This is a genomic window from Burkholderia sp. Ac-20349, assembly GCF_017104865.1.
Taxonomy (GTDB): domain Bacteria; phylum Pseudomonadota; class Gammaproteobacteria; order Burkholderiales; family Burkholderiaceae; genus Burkholderia; species Burkholderia aenigmatica.
Genome location: NZ_JAAGPM010000004.1, coordinates 69,445 through 84,105, shown reverse-complemented (window position 1 = coordinate 84,105; position 14,661 = coordinate 69,445). Strand labels below are relative to the sequence as shown.

General features: G+C 65.7%; 13 protein-coding genes. 7 read left to right on the top strand and 6 right to left on the bottom strand.

The genetic code is table 11. From position 1 onward, the window contains the following. Positions 1 to 815: 815 nt before the first annotated feature. Both G3N61_RS02840 and G3N61_RS02835 read left to right on the top strand, forming a co-directional pair. Positions 816 to 1,649, top strand: a complete 834-nt coding sequence (locus G3N61_RS02840) for a response regulator (protein WP_205821451.1) — start codon at positions 816 to 818, stop codon at positions 1,647 to 1,649. After that, complete coding sequence (locus tag G3N61_RS02835; protein WP_205821450.1) at positions 1,642 to 3,990, top strand: sensor histidine kinase; 2,349 nt, start codon at positions 1,642 to 1,644, stop codon at positions 3,988 to 3,990. Before G3N61_RS02840 ends, G3N61_RS02835 begins: the two co-directional genes overlap by 8 nt. Before the next feature lie 48 nt (positions 3,991 to 4,038). On the opposite strand, the gene G3N61_RS02830 is transcribed toward G3N61_RS02835, so the two are convergent. The 3 genes from G3N61_RS02830 to G3N61_RS02820 are packed head-to-tail and all read right to left on the bottom strand — an operon-like array spanning position 4,039 to position 6,126. Continuing rightward, the gene (locus G3N61_RS02830; RefSeq protein ID WP_205821449.1) at positions 4,039 to 4,884 is read right to left on the bottom strand and encodes a pirin family protein; all 846 of its coding nucleotides are present in this window, start codon (positions 4,882 to 4,884) and stop codon (positions 4,039 to 4,041) included. A 36-nt stretch (positions 4,885 to 4,920) separates the two neighbouring features. Then, complete coding sequence (locus G3N61_RS02825) at positions 4,921 to 5,526, bottom strand: FMN-dependent NADH-azoreductase (protein WP_089452685.1); 606 nt, start codon at positions 5,524 to 5,526, stop codon at positions 4,921 to 4,923. Positions 5,527 to 5,547: 21 nt separating this feature from the next. Next, positions 5,548 to 6,126, bottom strand: coding sequence for a YceI family protein (locus G3N61_RS02820; protein WP_205821448.1), 579 nt, complete (start codon positions 6,124 to 6,126; stop codon positions 5,548 to 5,550). Positions 6,127 to 6,243: 117 nt separating this feature from the next. On the opposite strand from G3N61_RS02820, the gene G3N61_RS02815 reads away from it, so the two are divergent. The 5 genes from G3N61_RS02815 (at position 6,244) to proP (ending at position 11,454) form a co-directional block, all read left to right on the top strand. Continuing rightward, positions 6,244 to 7,167: a LysR family transcriptional regulator gene (locus G3N61_RS02815; protein ID WP_205821447.1), complete on the top strand. Its 924-nt coding sequence runs from the start codon at positions 6,244 to 6,246 to the stop codon at positions 7,165 to 7,167. 187 nt (positions 7,168 to 7,354) lie between these two features. Then, a complete protein-coding gene (locus tag G3N61_RS02810) occupies positions 7,355 to 8,029 on the top strand; it encodes a Crp/Fnr family transcriptional regulator (RefSeq protein ID WP_205821446.1) in 675 nt (224 codons plus the stop codon). Positions 8,030 to 8,125: 96 nt separating this feature from the next. After that, positions 8,126 to 8,542, top strand: a complete 417-nt coding sequence (locus G3N61_RS02805; protein ID WP_205821444.1) for a RidA family protein — start codon at positions 8,126 to 8,128, stop codon at positions 8,540 to 8,542. 36 nt (positions 8,543 to 8,578) lie between these two features. Next, positions 8,579 to 9,610, top strand: a complete 1,032-nt coding sequence (locus G3N61_RS02800) for a VOC family protein (RefSeq protein ID WP_205821442.1) — start codon at positions 8,579 to 8,581, stop codon at positions 9,608 to 9,610. 374 nt (positions 9,611 to 9,984) lie between these two features. Next, positions 9,985 to 11,454 carry a glycine betaine/L-proline transporter ProP gene (proP, locus tag G3N61_RS02795; protein ID WP_205821439.1) on the top strand — a complete coding sequence of 490 codons (1,470 nt, stop codon included), beginning with the start codon at positions 9,985 to 9,987 and terminating at the stop codon, positions 11,452 to 11,454. 132 nt (positions 11,455 to 11,586) lie between these two features. Here the strand turns inward: proP and G3N61_RS02790 are convergent, their stop codons facing one another. The 3 genes from G3N61_RS02790 to G3N61_RS02780 are packed head-to-tail and all read right to left on the bottom strand — an operon-like array spanning position 11,587 to position 14,499. Continuing rightward, positions 11,587 to 12,939: a TRAP transporter large permease gene (locus G3N61_RS02790; RefSeq protein WP_043184307.1), complete on the bottom strand. Its 1,353-nt coding sequence runs from the start codon at positions 12,937 to 12,939 to the stop codon at positions 11,587 to 11,589. 4 nt (positions 12,940 to 12,943) lie between these two features. Further along, a complete protein-coding gene (locus G3N61_RS02785) occupies positions 12,944 to 13,516 on the bottom strand; it encodes a TRAP transporter small permease (RefSeq protein WP_205821437.1) in 573 nt (190 codons plus the stop codon). Continuing rightward, positions 13,513 to 14,499 carry a TRAP transporter substrate-binding protein gene (locus G3N61_RS02780; protein ID WP_205821435.1) on the bottom strand — a complete coding sequence of 329 codons (987 nt, stop codon included), beginning with the start codon at positions 14,497 to 14,499 and terminating at the stop codon, positions 13,513 to 13,515. The genes G3N61_RS02785 and G3N61_RS02780 overlap by 4 nt, the downstream gene beginning before the upstream one ends. Positions 14,500 to 14,661: the final 162 nt, after the last annotated feature.

The following is a 14,661-nucleotide window of genomic DNA, read 5'->3' as shown; positions in this document are numbered from 1 at the left end:
GGATTTCCGGAACAGCATCGACGACTTGCCGGACGACCCCTGCATCGAATGAATCGATCGAATTTCCTTGACGATTTCGTCTCGACCGACGCCTCACACACAAGCATATTTCAAGATTCACCGATTTTTCTTATATAGCAACGTATTCGGCAAATCATGAGATTTGCATTACCCTCGTGCCAGTTATTCGTGCCCTGCCTCAATCCCATGTCATCGGAATCGCATCATTCAATGTCATATTGGTATCGCATGCACCTCGATCGGACTTCGGCATGCGATCCGCGCGATCTCGGATGTATCGAAAGAATCGATTCCAGCCGCGCCAAGGCTAGTGTGCGGGTATCTCGACAAACGCACCTTTTCCCGATCGGAAAAAACCTTTTCCCGAGCGGACGGCATTGACATCCATACACTTTGGCGCGAAAGCCGATTACCGGACGAACAGAATTCCGACCAGCCCCTGGCAAAAAACAGCAATCAGGCACGCTACGAGTTCCCCATCTGGTTTACCTTGATGACATCGATTTTCCGACGCATGACGAACTGGTTCATCGATCGGAACAATTCGAATTCAGGGCAATTAACCCTCAAACAAGGACCGATTATCAACATTCAGTTCGGTATGTTTTTCCACCTCCGTTTCTTCCGGCCAGACGGCACGACGACAACCAAGCCACACCGCGTCGCGCAAGCCCTCTCGGGCCACACGGAATCCTCACAGTCGGCGCTGCCGTCGACATATAATTTTTCGCCACAATCGCGCAGACAGCGATGTTCCCAACCTGACCGGCCACCCTTCCAACGCGTCCGCAACCATGTCATCCCGCTCGCCCAGTTCGGTGTTGCCTCGTGCCACGCCGGATCTCGCTGACGCACATATTCTTGTCGTCGACGATCGCCCGAACGACCTGCGGCTCCTGACCGAGATCCTGCGTACCGCGCGGTGCCGGATCAGCGTTGCGTTCGACGGCCTGCAGGCCTATCACCGCGCCCAGGCGATCGCGCCCGACCTGATCCTGATGGATGTCCGCATGCCGCGCATGGACGGCTTCGCCGCGTGCCGGCTGCTGGCGTCGACGCCTTCGACGCAATCGATCCCGATCATCATCCTGACTGCCGCGGGCGATCTCGAGGATCGCCTCGCGGGGCTCGAAACGGGCGCAATCGACTACATCGTCAAGCCGTTCGAGCCAACGGAAGTGCTGGCCCGGATCCGCAATCACCTGAAGCGGGCACGGCGCAGCCAGCCGTTCGCGCATCTGCCCGCGTTGCCCGACCACCCGGATGCAGCCCTCGTGCGCGCGGCGACCGAGGTCCTGCTGCGCGACCTGCGGCGTCCGCCGGCGCTCGAGGATCTCGCCAGACAGGTCGGGACGCACGAAAAGCGCCTGTCCCGTGTGTTCCGCGACCATCTCGGCCAGACCGTGTTCGAATATCTGCGCGACACGCGCCTGCGCGCCGCGATGCATTTCCTCGCGGAGACGTCGATGGGGATCGGCGACATCGCCGAGGAAATCGGCTTTTCCACGCCCGGCAATTTCGCGACGGCCTTTCGCGAACGCTTCGGCATCACGCCGTCCGACTGGCGGCGCCAGCACCACGCGGCCAATGCGCCCGCCACGCCCGCGGAGCACCGTCACGATGCGTAGGCGCCACGCGGCATGGGCAGCCGGATGTCGCGCGGTGCTGCTGCTTCTGATCGCGATGGCCGTCACCTGCGCGACGGCGCGCGCCGCGTCGGCACCGAACCCCGCACAACTGGATGCCGTGTCGGTATTCGAGGACGCGAGCACGACGATGTCCGCCGACCAGGTCGCCGCCCGGCTCGCCGATCCGGGCCATGGCACGCCGTTGGCCAGCACGTCGTCGTTCAACGTCGAGTTCTCGCGATCGGCATGGTGGATCCGCGCAACGCTGACCAACCGCGACAGCGCCACGCGCGCGCTGGTGCTGGCGATTCGCGACGCGCGTGTCGACCAGGCCGACTTCTATATCGGCCAGCACGGCCGGTGGACACTCGACAGCCGTTTCCCGGCCGCCGGCACCGGCGGTGATGCCCCCCCGCCGTCGTCGCGCTACCCGGTACTCGACATCACGCTGCGCGCCGGCGAAAGCATTCCCGTGCTGATCCGCGTCACGTCACGCAAGGAAATGCGGCTCGCGCCGGCCGCGTTCACGCATGCGGCATGGGATGCGCAGGAACGTCGCGCGACGATGTGGGATTTCGGCTTCTTCGGCGGGCTGCTCGCGCTCGTGTGGTGTGCGCTGCTGATCGGGTTCTTTTCGCGCAGCGGCATGTTCCATGTGCTGGCCGCGTTGGCGCTGGGCACGACGCTGTTCGAAGCGGCTTACCGCGGCTATCCGGCGATGGCGTTGCCGCCCGCGCTGCATGAATGGTCGGCGCGCGGCGAAGTGATTTTCGCGTACCTGGCGGTCGCCTGCTTCATCGTCTTCATCCTGATGGTCGCCCGGCGCGAGCAGGCCAGGCTACCGATGCGCGCGATCTACATGGCCTTCCTCGCGCTCGAATGTGTCGGCATGGTCGGCGCCGCGAGCGGCGACCTGCTGACGTTCACGTGGTTCTGCCTGCGGCTGAATGCGGTACTCGGGATCGTCAACATCAGCCTCGCGCTGATGCTCGCGATCCGCCGGACGCCGACCGGCCGCGTGATGCTGATCGCCATCGGGTTCGCCACCTTCAACATGCTGATCCGCGTGCTCGACGGCATGAACACGCTGCCGCCGGCGCTGTCCTGGCTGAAATCCGACATCTACCCGAACCCCGTCATCGCGATCATCGGTCTCGCCACGCACCTGCTGGTGCTGGCCGCGTGGATCCACCACGTGGGCCGCCAGCGCACCGAGGCGAGGACGCGGCTCGAACACTGGCAGATCACCGAACAGGACCGCCTGCGCGACGAAGTCGCACGACGCACGGTCGCGCTCAACGACGCGCTGCAACAGGTGACGACCCACATGCAGCAGAAGATCGAGACACTCGGTTACGTCAGCCACGACCTGCGCGCGCCGCTGTCCACGATCAACGGCTACGCGAAGCTGCTGCTGCAAAGCGCGACGCGCGGCCAGGCGCAGCTGATCCGGTCGATCGATCGCAGCATCCGCTACCAGCTCGCACTGATCGACGAACTGCTCGCGTTCACGAAGGCCGAGCTGCAGCCGCTCGGCGTGGCGCCGGACGCGACCGACCTGCCCGGCCTGCTCGACGACATCGGTCACTATGCGCTCGCGCTGTGCGCGCAGCAGGACAACCGGTTCGTCTACCGGCCGGCCACGCCGCTGCCGCGCACGGTGTCGATCGACGGCATGCGGCTGCAGCAGGTGCTGCTCAATCTGTTGTCCAATGCGTCGAAATTCACGCGCGACGGCACGGTCACGCTGTCGATTCATGCGTCTCGCGAAGGCGACACATGGCGCCTGTTGTTCGAGGTGGCCGATACGGGTATCGGGATCGACATCAGCGGGACCCGCGACATCTTCCGCGCGTACCAGCAGGTGCAGGCCGTGAACGGCGGCACCGGGCTCGGCCTGTTCATCGCGCAGCGCATCGTCGGCGCGATGGGGGGCGAGCTGGCCGTCGCCAGCCAGCCGGGCGCCGGCACGGCGTTCTCGTTCGCGATCGTCGCACCGGCCGTCGGGCACGCGCTCGTACCGGCGCCGGAGCTCGTCCGGCGGCTTCATCCGGACCACGATGCCGAACCGAACCGTGCCGCGCCCCCGATGCAGGGCCCGCCCGACGACGCGCTCGCCGAACTGATCCGGCTGGCCGACAACGGGCAGCTCACCGATATCGAGGATTGGCTCGGCCAGTATGCGGACGAGCCGGACTACGCGGCCTTCGTGCAGGACGTGCGCGAGCGCCTCGATGCACTGGATCTGACCGCGATCGGGAAACGGGCCGGCGCGCTGCAACGCGCGCGCATCGCCGATACGTCGTTCGACGCCGAGATGGACGCAGCCGGGCCGGCCTGACTACGTCGGTCCATCCGTTTCATATCGATCGGATACCTTACCGACGAATCAACGCAACGCGCCCTTCGCGCGCAGTTCGCGGCCGATGCGCACGATCTCACGCTCGCCCTCCACCAGCGCGGCGGCACTCGTGTGCACCGAATAGTTGCCCAGATGCAGATCGTGCGGATGCGGGACGGCCGTGCCGACCACGAAGCGCACATCGGTGACCGCCTCGAATTCGATCGCGGCGTCGGACGCGTCGAAGACCACCAGCTCGCCCTGGGCGACCGGATCCGGTACGCGCAGGCTGCCGTCCATCACGGCGGTCCAGCCGACGCTGTAGCCCGGCTGCGGCCGGCAGGTCCAGCGCTCGCCGGCCCGGAGCTGCACGACGACGTAGTGGATGCCCGGCGGCGCATCGATCGGGCTGACCGCATCGCCGCTGCGGCCGAGCAGCACGCGCGCCGGGCCGTCCGACGGGATGTCGGCGATCGACAGATGCTGGCTGAAGGCCGGCGCCAGCTCGCGCTCCGGCGGCAACGCGACCCACAGCTGGAACACTTTGACCGGCGGCACGACGGTGCCGGTATGCCAGACCCCGCGCCCGGCGCTCATCCATTCGATGTCGCCGGCCACGATCGCGCCTTCGTGGCCGGTGGATTCGGCAAAGGTGCCCTGGCCGTCGATCACGAGCGTGAGCGTGGCGATCCCCGAGTGCGGATGCCAGCCGAAGCCCGACCCGAGCGACGCTTGCGTATCCACCAGATCGAGAAAAACGAACGGCTTGATCATCTCGCCGACGTCGGACGGGCTCACCATCCGCACGATGGGCCCGTGCGCGCGGCCGCGGGTGCGGAAGATGACGTGACGGCCGGCGACGGCGACATCGGCGGGCTGCGTGGCATGTGACATGGGGGTTCTCCGGTGGTCGGTTTCGGTTAGGTGACGTCAGGCCGCGAGCGCAGCCGCCGCTTCCTTCGCCGATGCGATCGCACCGCTGCGCAGGTCCTGCCCCATCGCGACGCCTTCCGCACGGATGAACGTGATGTCCGTGATGCCCAGGAAACCAAACGCCGCTTTCAGATAGGTTTCCTGATGATCGAACGCGGCGGCAGGCGAACCTTCGCTGTACACGCCGCCGCGCGACGACGCGACGACCAGCTTCTTGCCGCCGCACAACCCGACCGGCCCGTTCTCGCCGTAACGAAACGTCGTGCCGGCGACCGAGATACGGTCGATCCACGCCTTCAGTTGCGACGCAATGCCGAAGTTGTACATCGGCGCGCCGATCACCACGATGTCCGCCGCGAGAAAGTCGTCGAGCGCGCGCTGGCCGATCTCGACGTCCGCCTTCAATGCATCGCCTATCGGGGCGCCTTGCGCGGCGGCCAGGTGTTCTGCCGTCAGATGACCGATCGGCGTGGCGGCGAGGTCGAGACGCGTCACCGTGAGGCCCGGATCGCGGGCGCGGAAGGTCGCGACGGCCTCCGCCGACAGTTCGCGGCTGACGGAGCCTTGGCCGAGGATGCTGGAATCGATATGGAGCAGTTTCATGTGGGTGTTCTCCGAACGGGATTACTGTTTGAGCGCTTCGGCCGTGATCAGCAGCTTCGTCTTCATCCTGAAGCCGTACTGCTTGCCGTAGTCGAGGCCGAAATCGCTGCGGTCGAATTCGCCGACCGCGTCGACGCCGCACACTTCACGCTTGAGCATCGGGTGCGGCATGCACTTGAACGCATCGATCTTCAGCGTCACCGGCTTCGTGACGCCATGCAGCGTCAGGTTGCCGACCACCGACACCGGCTTGTCGCCGTCGAACTTGATCGTGCCCTTGTAGTTCGCCTGCGGAAACTTCGCGACGTCGAAAAACTCGGCCGTCTGCAGGTGCTCGTCGAGCTTCGCGCTGCCGGTGTGGATCGACGCGATGTCGGTCGTCACGTCGACCGTGCCCGTCTTCGCCGCGCGGTCGAGCGTCACGGTGCCGCTCGACTTGTCGAACTTGCCGCGCCACACCGACAGGCCGCCCATGTGGTCGGCTTCGAAGCTCGGGTACGTGTGATTCGGGTCGAACTGGTAGGTGGCGCTTTCGGCGAAGGCCGAACACGACAGCACCGCTGCCAGCGCGCCCGCTGCAATCATCAAATGCTTCTTCAACGCTTTCTCCCTGGAACGTAAAGGTTCGTCTGTAGCGTGAGAGCAGTATGGAGATGGACGCTGCTTTACACTAGACGGATAAATAGGATTTGATTAATCCATTTTTGGAGGAATCCGATGCTCGATCTGAATGATCTCTCGCTGTTCGTCCAGGTCGTGCGCGCCGGCAGCTTCTCGGAGGCCGCGCGCCGCCTGCGCATGCCGGCCAATACGCTGAGCCGGCGCATCGACCAGCTCGAAGGGCAACTCGGCACGCGCCTGCTGCATCGCTCGACCCGCAAGCTCGCGCCGAGCACGGAAGGGCAAGCGCTGTTCGAGCGCTATGCGCCGGCGCTCGACCGGATCTTCGAGATCGGGCGGCTGCATGCGGACGAGCAGGAACCGTCCGGCACCGTGCGCGTGACGGCGATGGCCGGCCTGTTCGAAATTTTCCGGCTGGAATGGCTGGCCGAGTTCTATGCGCGCTACCCGCAGATCAGCATCGACTTCCTGCTCGACGACACGCCGTCCGACCTGATCGGCGAGCGCATCGACCTGGCCCTGCGCATGGGGATCGAGACCGGCGGCAGCTTTCGCGTGCGCCGGATTGCCCCGGGCACGATGATCCTCGCGGCCAGCCCCGCCTACCTGGAACGGCGCGGCGCGCCGCGCACGCCGCGCGAACTGGCCGACCACGACTGCCTGACGGTGTCCGGCCGTCAGGGCCGCAGCATGTGGCGCCTGCAGGGGCCGCGCGGCACCCAGGAAATCTCGATCGACAGCCGCTTCTCGGTCAACGACATGCGCGTGGTGGTACAGGCCTGCATCGCCGGGCTCGGGGTCGCGCTGCTGCCGCAGTTGCTCGCCGAACCGGCCATCGAGCAAGGCAAGCTGGTGCGCGTGCTGCCTGCCTATCGACGGTCGAGCAGCGATCTCGGGCTGCAACTCGTCTATACGAGCCGCCCGCCCCTGGCGCCCGCGGTCACGGTGTTTGCCGATTTCCTGCTGGAGAAACTGGGCGAAGCGCTGCCCGGGCAGTCGAAGCATGCTGCCGACCGATGACGTTTTCTTGTCGCGGCAAACGGGATATCGGCCATTGGACACTGCGGTGCGCTGCGTCGCGTCGGGCAACGGCGCCAGGCTTGCAAAGGTCGAGTCGCGATTCGCACCGTGCCTGCTTCTCCGGCGACTCGCCCGGGCGTACGATGAGCGGCGCAGACGCCATCGCCTGCACCACCCGGACACCTGCATGAAATCACATCACCCGCTCACGACCGAAACATGGCGCATGGACGACGCCACGGCCGCCACCTGGATCGGCGCGGCCCACCTCGGTCGCCGCAAAAAGTATGACAAGGGCGCCACGATCTACCGGCAGGGTGAGCCGGGCGCCACGTTCTACTTCCTGCTGTCGGGCCGCGTACAGGTTTCGATCTTCCAGCGCGACGGTGCCGAATTCATTCTCGAAGTCATGGGGCGCTGGTCGATGTTCGGCGAGAGCCCGGCAGTCGACGGCCACCCGCGGATCGCCACGGCGATCACGGTCGAGGATTCCGAGTTGCTCGAATTCGACATCCGCGCGATCGAGGACGCGATACCGTCGTCGCCCGAGCTCGCGATGGCGCTGCTGCGCGTGATCGCGCTCAAGCAGCGCATCCTGGCCTCGCGCATCCAGTACCTGGCCCTCCCCAAACCGGACATGCGCATCGGCGAACTGCTCGGCAGGCTGTCGGATCTCTATGGCGAACCGCACGACGGCCGCACGCTGATCACGATCCCGCTCACGCACGAGCAGATCGCGGCGATGACGGGCGCTACGCGCGTGACCGTCACTCGCGCGTTGAAACGGCTCGTCGACCTCGGTGCGATCGAGATCCGGCAGCGGCGCATCTGGGTGACGGATGCGTCCCGGCTGCTCGGCTGATTTGTAAACGCCTATACAGACTTCCCTTCGGGGCGCCGGTAAAGTCCGCGCATCGGGTGTCCGCTGGAGGACGCCCTACCTCGTGAAGGAGAAGTCATGAACGGCATCGAACGGCTGCGCCTCCCCGAAGACGATCCGGCGTTCGGCGGCAATCGCATCTTCGACCTGTTTCAGTATTCGCCGGCAGTCACCGCCAACGGCCTCGTGTTCATCGCCGGGCAGGTCGGCCTGCGCGCCGACGGTTCGATCCCGGCGTCGCCCGTCGAGCAGATCGACGCGGCGTTCCGGCGCGTCGAAGCGATCCTCGCGCATCTCGGCCTGGATTTCTCGGATGTCGTCGAACTGGTGTCCTATCACGTCGATATCGGCGCGCACCTTGCCGACTTTCGCACGGTGAAGGCCCAATACATGCGCGCCGACTTTCCCGCCTGGACGATCCTCGGCGTCGCCGCGCTTGCACGCCCTGAATTCATCGTCGAGGTCAAGATCGTCGCAGCGACCCGCAACGCATGAGGCCGCTTTCGCACTCGATATAATCAGGAGTTCGATATGAATCACCCAGTCAAAACCGACGGATTCGCGTTCGTCGAATTCGTTTCATCGGCGCCCACCGAGCTGGTCGACCTGTTCGAACGCTTCGGCTTTCGTGTCGCCGGACGGTCGCAACACGACATGATCCTGATGACGCAGGGCGCAGCCACTTTCGTCGTGAACGGCCATCCGAACGCGTTCCGGGATCGACATGGCGCGTCGGTCCGGGCGATCGCCATTCGCGTCGACGACGCGCACCGTGCGCAGGCGCAGGCACTGGCAGGTGGCGCGCGCGTCGCGATGCCTGAAACCGAAGGCGCATTCGTCGTCGATACGCCGACCATGCTGGGGATCGGCGACAGCCTCGTGTACTTCGTCGATACCGATATTCGCGACGTATTCAGCGTGCCGGTCGAACCGCATCGCGCACCGGCAAGCGACGCGCGCATCGTTGCCATCGATCACACGTCGAACATCGTTCACCCGCAGCATCTCGACCGCTGGGCCGATTTTTACCGCGACACCTTCGGCTTCGACGAACGGCAATATCTTGAAGTGAAGGGGCGTGAGTCCGGCATGCGTGCGCGCTCGATGGTCAGCCCGTGCGGACGCGTGTCGATTCCGGTCGCGGCCGCCGCGCACGACCGGCCCGGCGTGTTGAACCAGAATGACGAGTTCATTCGCGACTACGGCGGAGAAGGCATCCAGCATATCGCGCTGCTGAGCGCCGATATCGACGCGACGCTCGACCGCCTCGCCGCGGCCGGCATCGCGTTCATGGCCCCGCCTTCGCCTCACTACTACGCCGGCATCGACGCGCGACTGCCCGGACACGGCCTCGACGTGGAAAAGCTGGCCGCGCGCGGCATTCTCGCCGACGGGAACGGACCGGAGCACATCCTGCTCCAGCGCTTCACGCGGCGCCAGATCGGCCCCGTGTTCTTCGAGATCATCGAGCGGCGCGGCGCGGACGGGTTCGGCGAAGGCAATTTCAAGGCGCTGTTCGAATCGCAGGAACAGGATCAGCAGGAACGCAACACCCACTCGTGAACGCGGGCCACGGATCGGTACGCCACGGCATCCGTGCGTGCCTCGCGCCCTGCCCTGCCCTGCCTGACGGACGCAAGCGGAAGCCGGTGCGGCACAGTATTTCATTGCCCGCTCGCCTGCGGCCGCTTCAGCCCAACCGACGCGCCCCCACCCGGTGTCGTTTACAACCGGGTTCCGGGCGCATGACCGATAGTCGGGCGCGCCCGTTTCTCTAAACTGGTTCCCACAACAAACCTGCCCGGTGTCGCCCGCAGCGCGCGTCACTTCACCGACATCGAGGCGCCCCGAGACATCCGCCTTCGCTGTCCATCGGCCCGCACGACTCCACTGCACACCCGCCCGGCCGGCGGCCAAGGCAATTCCAGGAGAGTTCATTGAGCCCGTCGCAAGCGCACCCCGCGAGAGCCCGATCTTCGCGCAAGACCGTCAAGCTGGAAGACATCACGATCGTCGACCCCGCCGTCCTCAAGCGCGCGGTCGGCGCAATGGCGTTCGGCAACGCGATGGAATGGTTCGACTTCGGCGTCTACAGCTACATCGCCGTCACGCTCGGCAAGGTGTTCTTCCCGTCGAGCAGCCCGTCCGCGCAGCTGCTCGCAACCTTCGGCACGTTCGCGGCCGCGTTCCTCGTGCGCCCGCTCGGCGGCATGGTGTTCGGCCCGCTCGGCGACCGCATCGGCCGCCAGCGCGTGCTCGCCGCCACGATGATCATGATGGCCGTCGGCACCTTTGCGATCGGCCTGATCCCCAGCTACGCGTCGATCGGCATCATGGCCCCCGTGCTGCTGCTCGTCGCGCGTCTGGTGCAGGGCTTCTCGACCGGCGGCGAATATGGCGGCGCGGCCACCTTCATCGCCGAATTCTCGACCGACAAGCGTCGCGGCTTCATGGGCAGCTTCCTCGAATTCGGCACGCTGATCGGCTATACGCTCGGCGCGGCCACCGTCGCACTGCTCACCGCGTCGCTGTCGCAGGAAGCGCTGCTGTCGTGGGGCTGGCGCGTGCCGTTCTTCATCGCCGGCCCGCTCGGCCTGGTGGGCCTCTATATCCGGCTGAAACTCGAGGAAACACCCGCATTCAAGAAGGAAGCCGAAGCACGCGAAGCGGACGAACGCGGGCGGCCGAAGCAACGCTTCGCGACGCTGCTCGTCGAGCAATGGAAGCCGCTGCTGCAATGCGTCGGCCTCGTGCTGATCTTCAACGTGACCGACTACATGGCGCTGTCGTACCTGCCGAGCTACCTGTCGGCGACGCTGCATTTCCGCGAGTCGCACGGCCTGTTCATGGTACTGCTCGTGATGGTGCTGATGATGCCGATGACGCTCTATGCCGGCCACCTGTCGGACAAGGTCGGCCGCAAGCCGGTGATGATGGCCGGCTGCGTGGGCCTGCTCGTGCTGGCGGTGCCGGCGCTGATGCTGATCCGCACGGGCGGCATGCTGCCCGTGTTCGGCGGGATGCTGATCTACGGCGTGCTGCTGTCGACGTTCACCGGCGTGATGCCGTCGGCGCTGCCGGCGCTGTTCCCCACGCGGATCCGCTATGGTGCGCTTGCGATCGGCTTCAACGTATCGGTGTCGCTGTTCGGCGGCACGACACCGCTCGTCACCGCGTGGCTGGTCGATCGCACCGGCGACCTGATGATGCCCGCGTACTACCTGATGGGCGCATCGTTCATCGGCATCGTGTCGGTGCTCGCGCTGCGCGAGACGGCACGCCAGCCGCTGCCCGGCTCCGCGCCGTGCGTGGCGAGCCGCGCGGAGGCGCTGAGCCTGATGCGCGGGGAATCCCGCGACGCACGCGGCCGCGATCGCAAGCTCGCCGCACTCGGCGAACGCGCGTAGCGCGACGTGCGGCGGCTAGTCCGTGGCACGGTCGAGCGTCATGGCAACGTAATGGGCACCGCAGAAACGACCGCGGCGCCGGACAACCTCGGTCGTCCGGCGCCGCGTCGATGAAAGCACGCGATCGGAGAATCAGAACACCGCGTGCCCGCTGATGATGCTCGGCAGCCAGGTCGAGAAGAACGGCAGGTACGTGACGATGTTGATCGCACTGAAGATCGCGAGATAGTACGGCCACGCCATCTTCGTGGTCTCGCCGATCGACACGTTGCCGATCGCGCAGCCGACGAACTGCACCGAGCCGATCGGCGGGTGCACGAGGCCGAGCGAGCAGTTCAGCAGCAGCATGATCCCGAACTGCACCGGCCCGACGCCGCACGCCATCGCGATCGGCAGGAACAGCGGCGTCGTGATCAGGATGTGCGCGGCCATGTCGACGAACGTGCCGAGGAACACCTGGATGATGTTGATGTACAGCAGCATCAGCCACGGCGCGGCGGTCGACTGCTTCAGCAGCCCTTCGATCGCATCCGGAATCTCCAGGTACGACATCTGGAAGCGCAGCATGTTGGACACCGCGATCAGCAGCAGCACGACGCCCGTCGTGCGCGCCGCATGCGACAGCGCGCGGCGCAGCTTCGCGGCCGTCAGCGTGCGGTAGACGACCGCGGTCAGCACGAGCGAGTACACGACGGCGATCGCGGCCGCTTCAGTCGCGGTCGCAATCCCCTTCGCGACGCACACGAGGATGATCGCGATCACCATCAGGCCGGGCACCGCACCGACGAAGCTGCGCAGCACCGCATACCAGCCGGGAAACGCGGGCAGCGCGGACGAACCGTCTTCCCGGCGCGGATAGCCGTGACGCACGGCCTGCCAGTACGCGGCGGCGAGCACGAAGCCCATCACCCACAACACCGGCAGCAGCCCCGAGAACAGCAGGTCGCCGATCGACACGCCGCTCACCGGCTGGCCGTGCAGCATGCCGGTGATGCCCTGCGCGGCGAACGCATAGATGATCATGTTGGTCGACGTCGGCATCAGCGCGCCGGCGAGCGACGCATGCGTCGTCACGTTGACCGCGTACGCGGCGCTGTAGCCTTCGCGCTTCATCAGCGGAATCACCACGCCGCCCATCGCCGACGTATCGGCGGTCGGCGAGCCCGACACGCCGCCGAACAGCGTACAGGCAACGACGTTCGCCATCCCGAGGCCGCCGCGGAAGTGGCCGACGGTCGCCTGCGCGAAGCGCAGGATCCGGTCCGCGATGCCGCCATGCAGCATCAGTTCGCCGGAGAAGATGAAGAACGGCACCGCGAGGAACGAGAACGCGTTCATCCCCGAGATCATGGCCTGCATCGCGGTCGCGATCGGCAAGCCTTCGACCATATAGGTCAGCACGCAGGCTATCCCGAGCGCGAACGACACGGGCACGCCGAGCACGAGGAAAATCAGAAAACTGACGGACAGGATCGCGAGTTCCATGGCGTTATTGTCCCGGCGAAGAACGACGAAGCGCGAGCAGGTGCTCGAGCGAGAAGAGGATGATCGCGATCGCCGCGGGCATCGCGATCAGGTAGCGCACGCCTTCGGGCAGCCCGATGATCGGAATGCGGTCGCCCATCGTTTCGGCGGCCATGCTGCCGCAGCCGACCATGATCATGATCGCGAACGCGATCAGGCTCAGGTGCTGGATCGCGATCACCACCGTGCGCGATTTCGGCGGCAGCCGGCGCACGAGCGAATCGAGGCCGATATGGCCGCCGTCACGCACCTTCATCGCCGCACCGAACATCGCGATCACGATCACGAGCAGCAGCGCGATCGGCTCGACGAAATCCGGCGCGTTCTCGAACACGTAGCGCATCACGACCGCGTAGAACACCAGCACCGTCAGCACCGCGAGGCACGCCGACGCGATCACCGCCAGCACGCGGAACAGCACGTCGTTCACGCAGCGCAGCAGCGGCGCGGCATGCGGCCGCGCCGTCGCCGTGCCTTCCGGGGCGCCGCCTGGCGAACCCGCAGCCGACGCACCGTCCAGGGAAGTGTGACGTGTCACTTGGTGGCCTCGATCTCGTCGACGATCTGCTTCATCTGTGGCGTCTTTTCATATTTGGTCCACAGCGGCTGCATCGCCTTCACGAACGCCGCGCGATCGATCTGCGCGGCCGGCAGGATCTTCGCGCCGCCCTTCGCCACCGTCTGCTGCGCAGACGCCTCGCGCGCGGTCCACAGCTTCTGGTAATACGGCACCGAATCGGCCGCGGCCTTCCTGATCGCCGTCTGCTCCTGCGGCGACAGCGTGTCCCAGATCTTCTTCGAGAACACCAGCACTTCCGGCGTCATCGCATGCTGCGTCTCCGAGTAATCGGGCGCCACTTCGTAGTGCTTCGTTTCCTCGTACGACGGCATGTTGTTTTCAGCCGCGTCGACGAGGCCCGTCTTCAGGCCCGTGTACACCTCGGCGAACGGCATCGGCGTCGGCGTGCCGCCCATCGCCTTGATCTCGTCGACCATCAGGTCGGACGGTTGCACGCGCACCTTCAGCCCCTTCATGTCGGCCGGCGAGCGCACCGGGCGCTTCGCGTAGATCGAGCGTGCGCCGCTCTCGTAGAACGTCAGCGCGATCATCCCCTTCGCGGTGAACGCATCGAGGATCTTCTGGCCGGCCGGGCCGTACATCGCCTTGCGGAAATGATCGATGTCGCGGAACAGGAACGGGAACGACGGAATCAGCGACTCCGGCACGATCTCGTTGAACGATGCGCCGTTCACGCGCGCCATGTCGATCGCGCCGATCCGCACTTGGTCGACCGTGTCCTTCTCGGAGCCGAGCGCGCTGTTGCCGAACACCTTGATCGAATCCTTGCCGCCCGTCTGCTTCGACAACTCGTCGCCCATGAACTTCACGGCCATGTTGGTCGGGAAGTTGTCGCCGTGCACGTCCGCCGAGCGGAACACGCGCGCCTGGGCGGACATCGCGAAGCCGGCCATCAGCGCGACGGCCAGGGCGATACGGGAGCGGGTGAATCGGTGCTTCATCGTCAGTCTCCTTGATGGTTGTGCTCGTTGTGGCGCGGCGATCCGCCGGCATGCGCATGCTTCGGCGCCGTAGTCGCTGATCGCAGAGTCATACGTCGTATGACGTGTTGACGCGAATGTACGTCGGTTAATCGTTTAACTCACTTGGTGCATACCCGTAGA

Excerpts from the sequence above, each read along its gene's own strand:
- G3N61_RS02805 (WP_205821444.1), top strand. The coding sequence starts at position 8,126 with ATGAACGGCATCGAACGGCTGCGCCTCCCCGAAGACGATCCGGCGTTC.
- G3N61_RS02800 (WP_205821442.1), top strand. The coding sequence starts at position 8,579 with ATGAATCACCCAGTCAAAACCGACGGATTCGCGTTCGTCGAATTCGTT.
- G3N61_RS02830 (WP_205821449.1), bottom strand. The coding sequence starts at position 4,884 with ATGTCACATGCCACGCAGCCCGCCGATGTCGCCGTCGCCGGCCGTCAC.
- G3N61_RS02815 (WP_205821447.1), top strand. The coding sequence starts at position 6,244 with ATGCTCGATCTGAATGATCTCTCGCTGTTCGTCCAGGTCGTGCGCGCC.
- G3N61_RS02790 (WP_043184307.1), bottom strand. The coding sequence starts at position 12,939 with ATGGAACTCGCGATCCTGTCCGTCAGTTTTCTGATTTTCCTCGTGCTC.
- G3N61_RS02835 (WP_205821450.1), top strand. The coding sequence starts at position 1,642 with ATGCGTAGGCGCCACGCGGCATGGGCAGCCGGATGTCGCGCGGTGCTG.
- G3N61_RS02780 (WP_205821435.1), bottom strand. The coding sequence starts at position 14,499 with ATGAAGCACCGATTCACCCGCTCCCGTATCGCCCTGGCCGTCGCGCTG.
- G3N61_RS02825 (WP_089452685.1), bottom strand. The coding sequence starts at position 5,526 with ATGAAACTGCTCCATATCGATTCCAGCATCCTCGGCCAAGGCTCCGTC.
- G3N61_RS02810 (WP_205821446.1), top strand. The coding sequence starts at position 7,355 with ATGAAATCACATCACCCGCTCACGACCGAAACATGGCGCATGGACGAC.
- G3N61_RS02840 (WP_205821451.1), top strand. The coding sequence starts at position 816 with ATGTCATCCCGCTCGCCCAGTTCGGTGTTGCCTCGTGCCACGCCGGAT.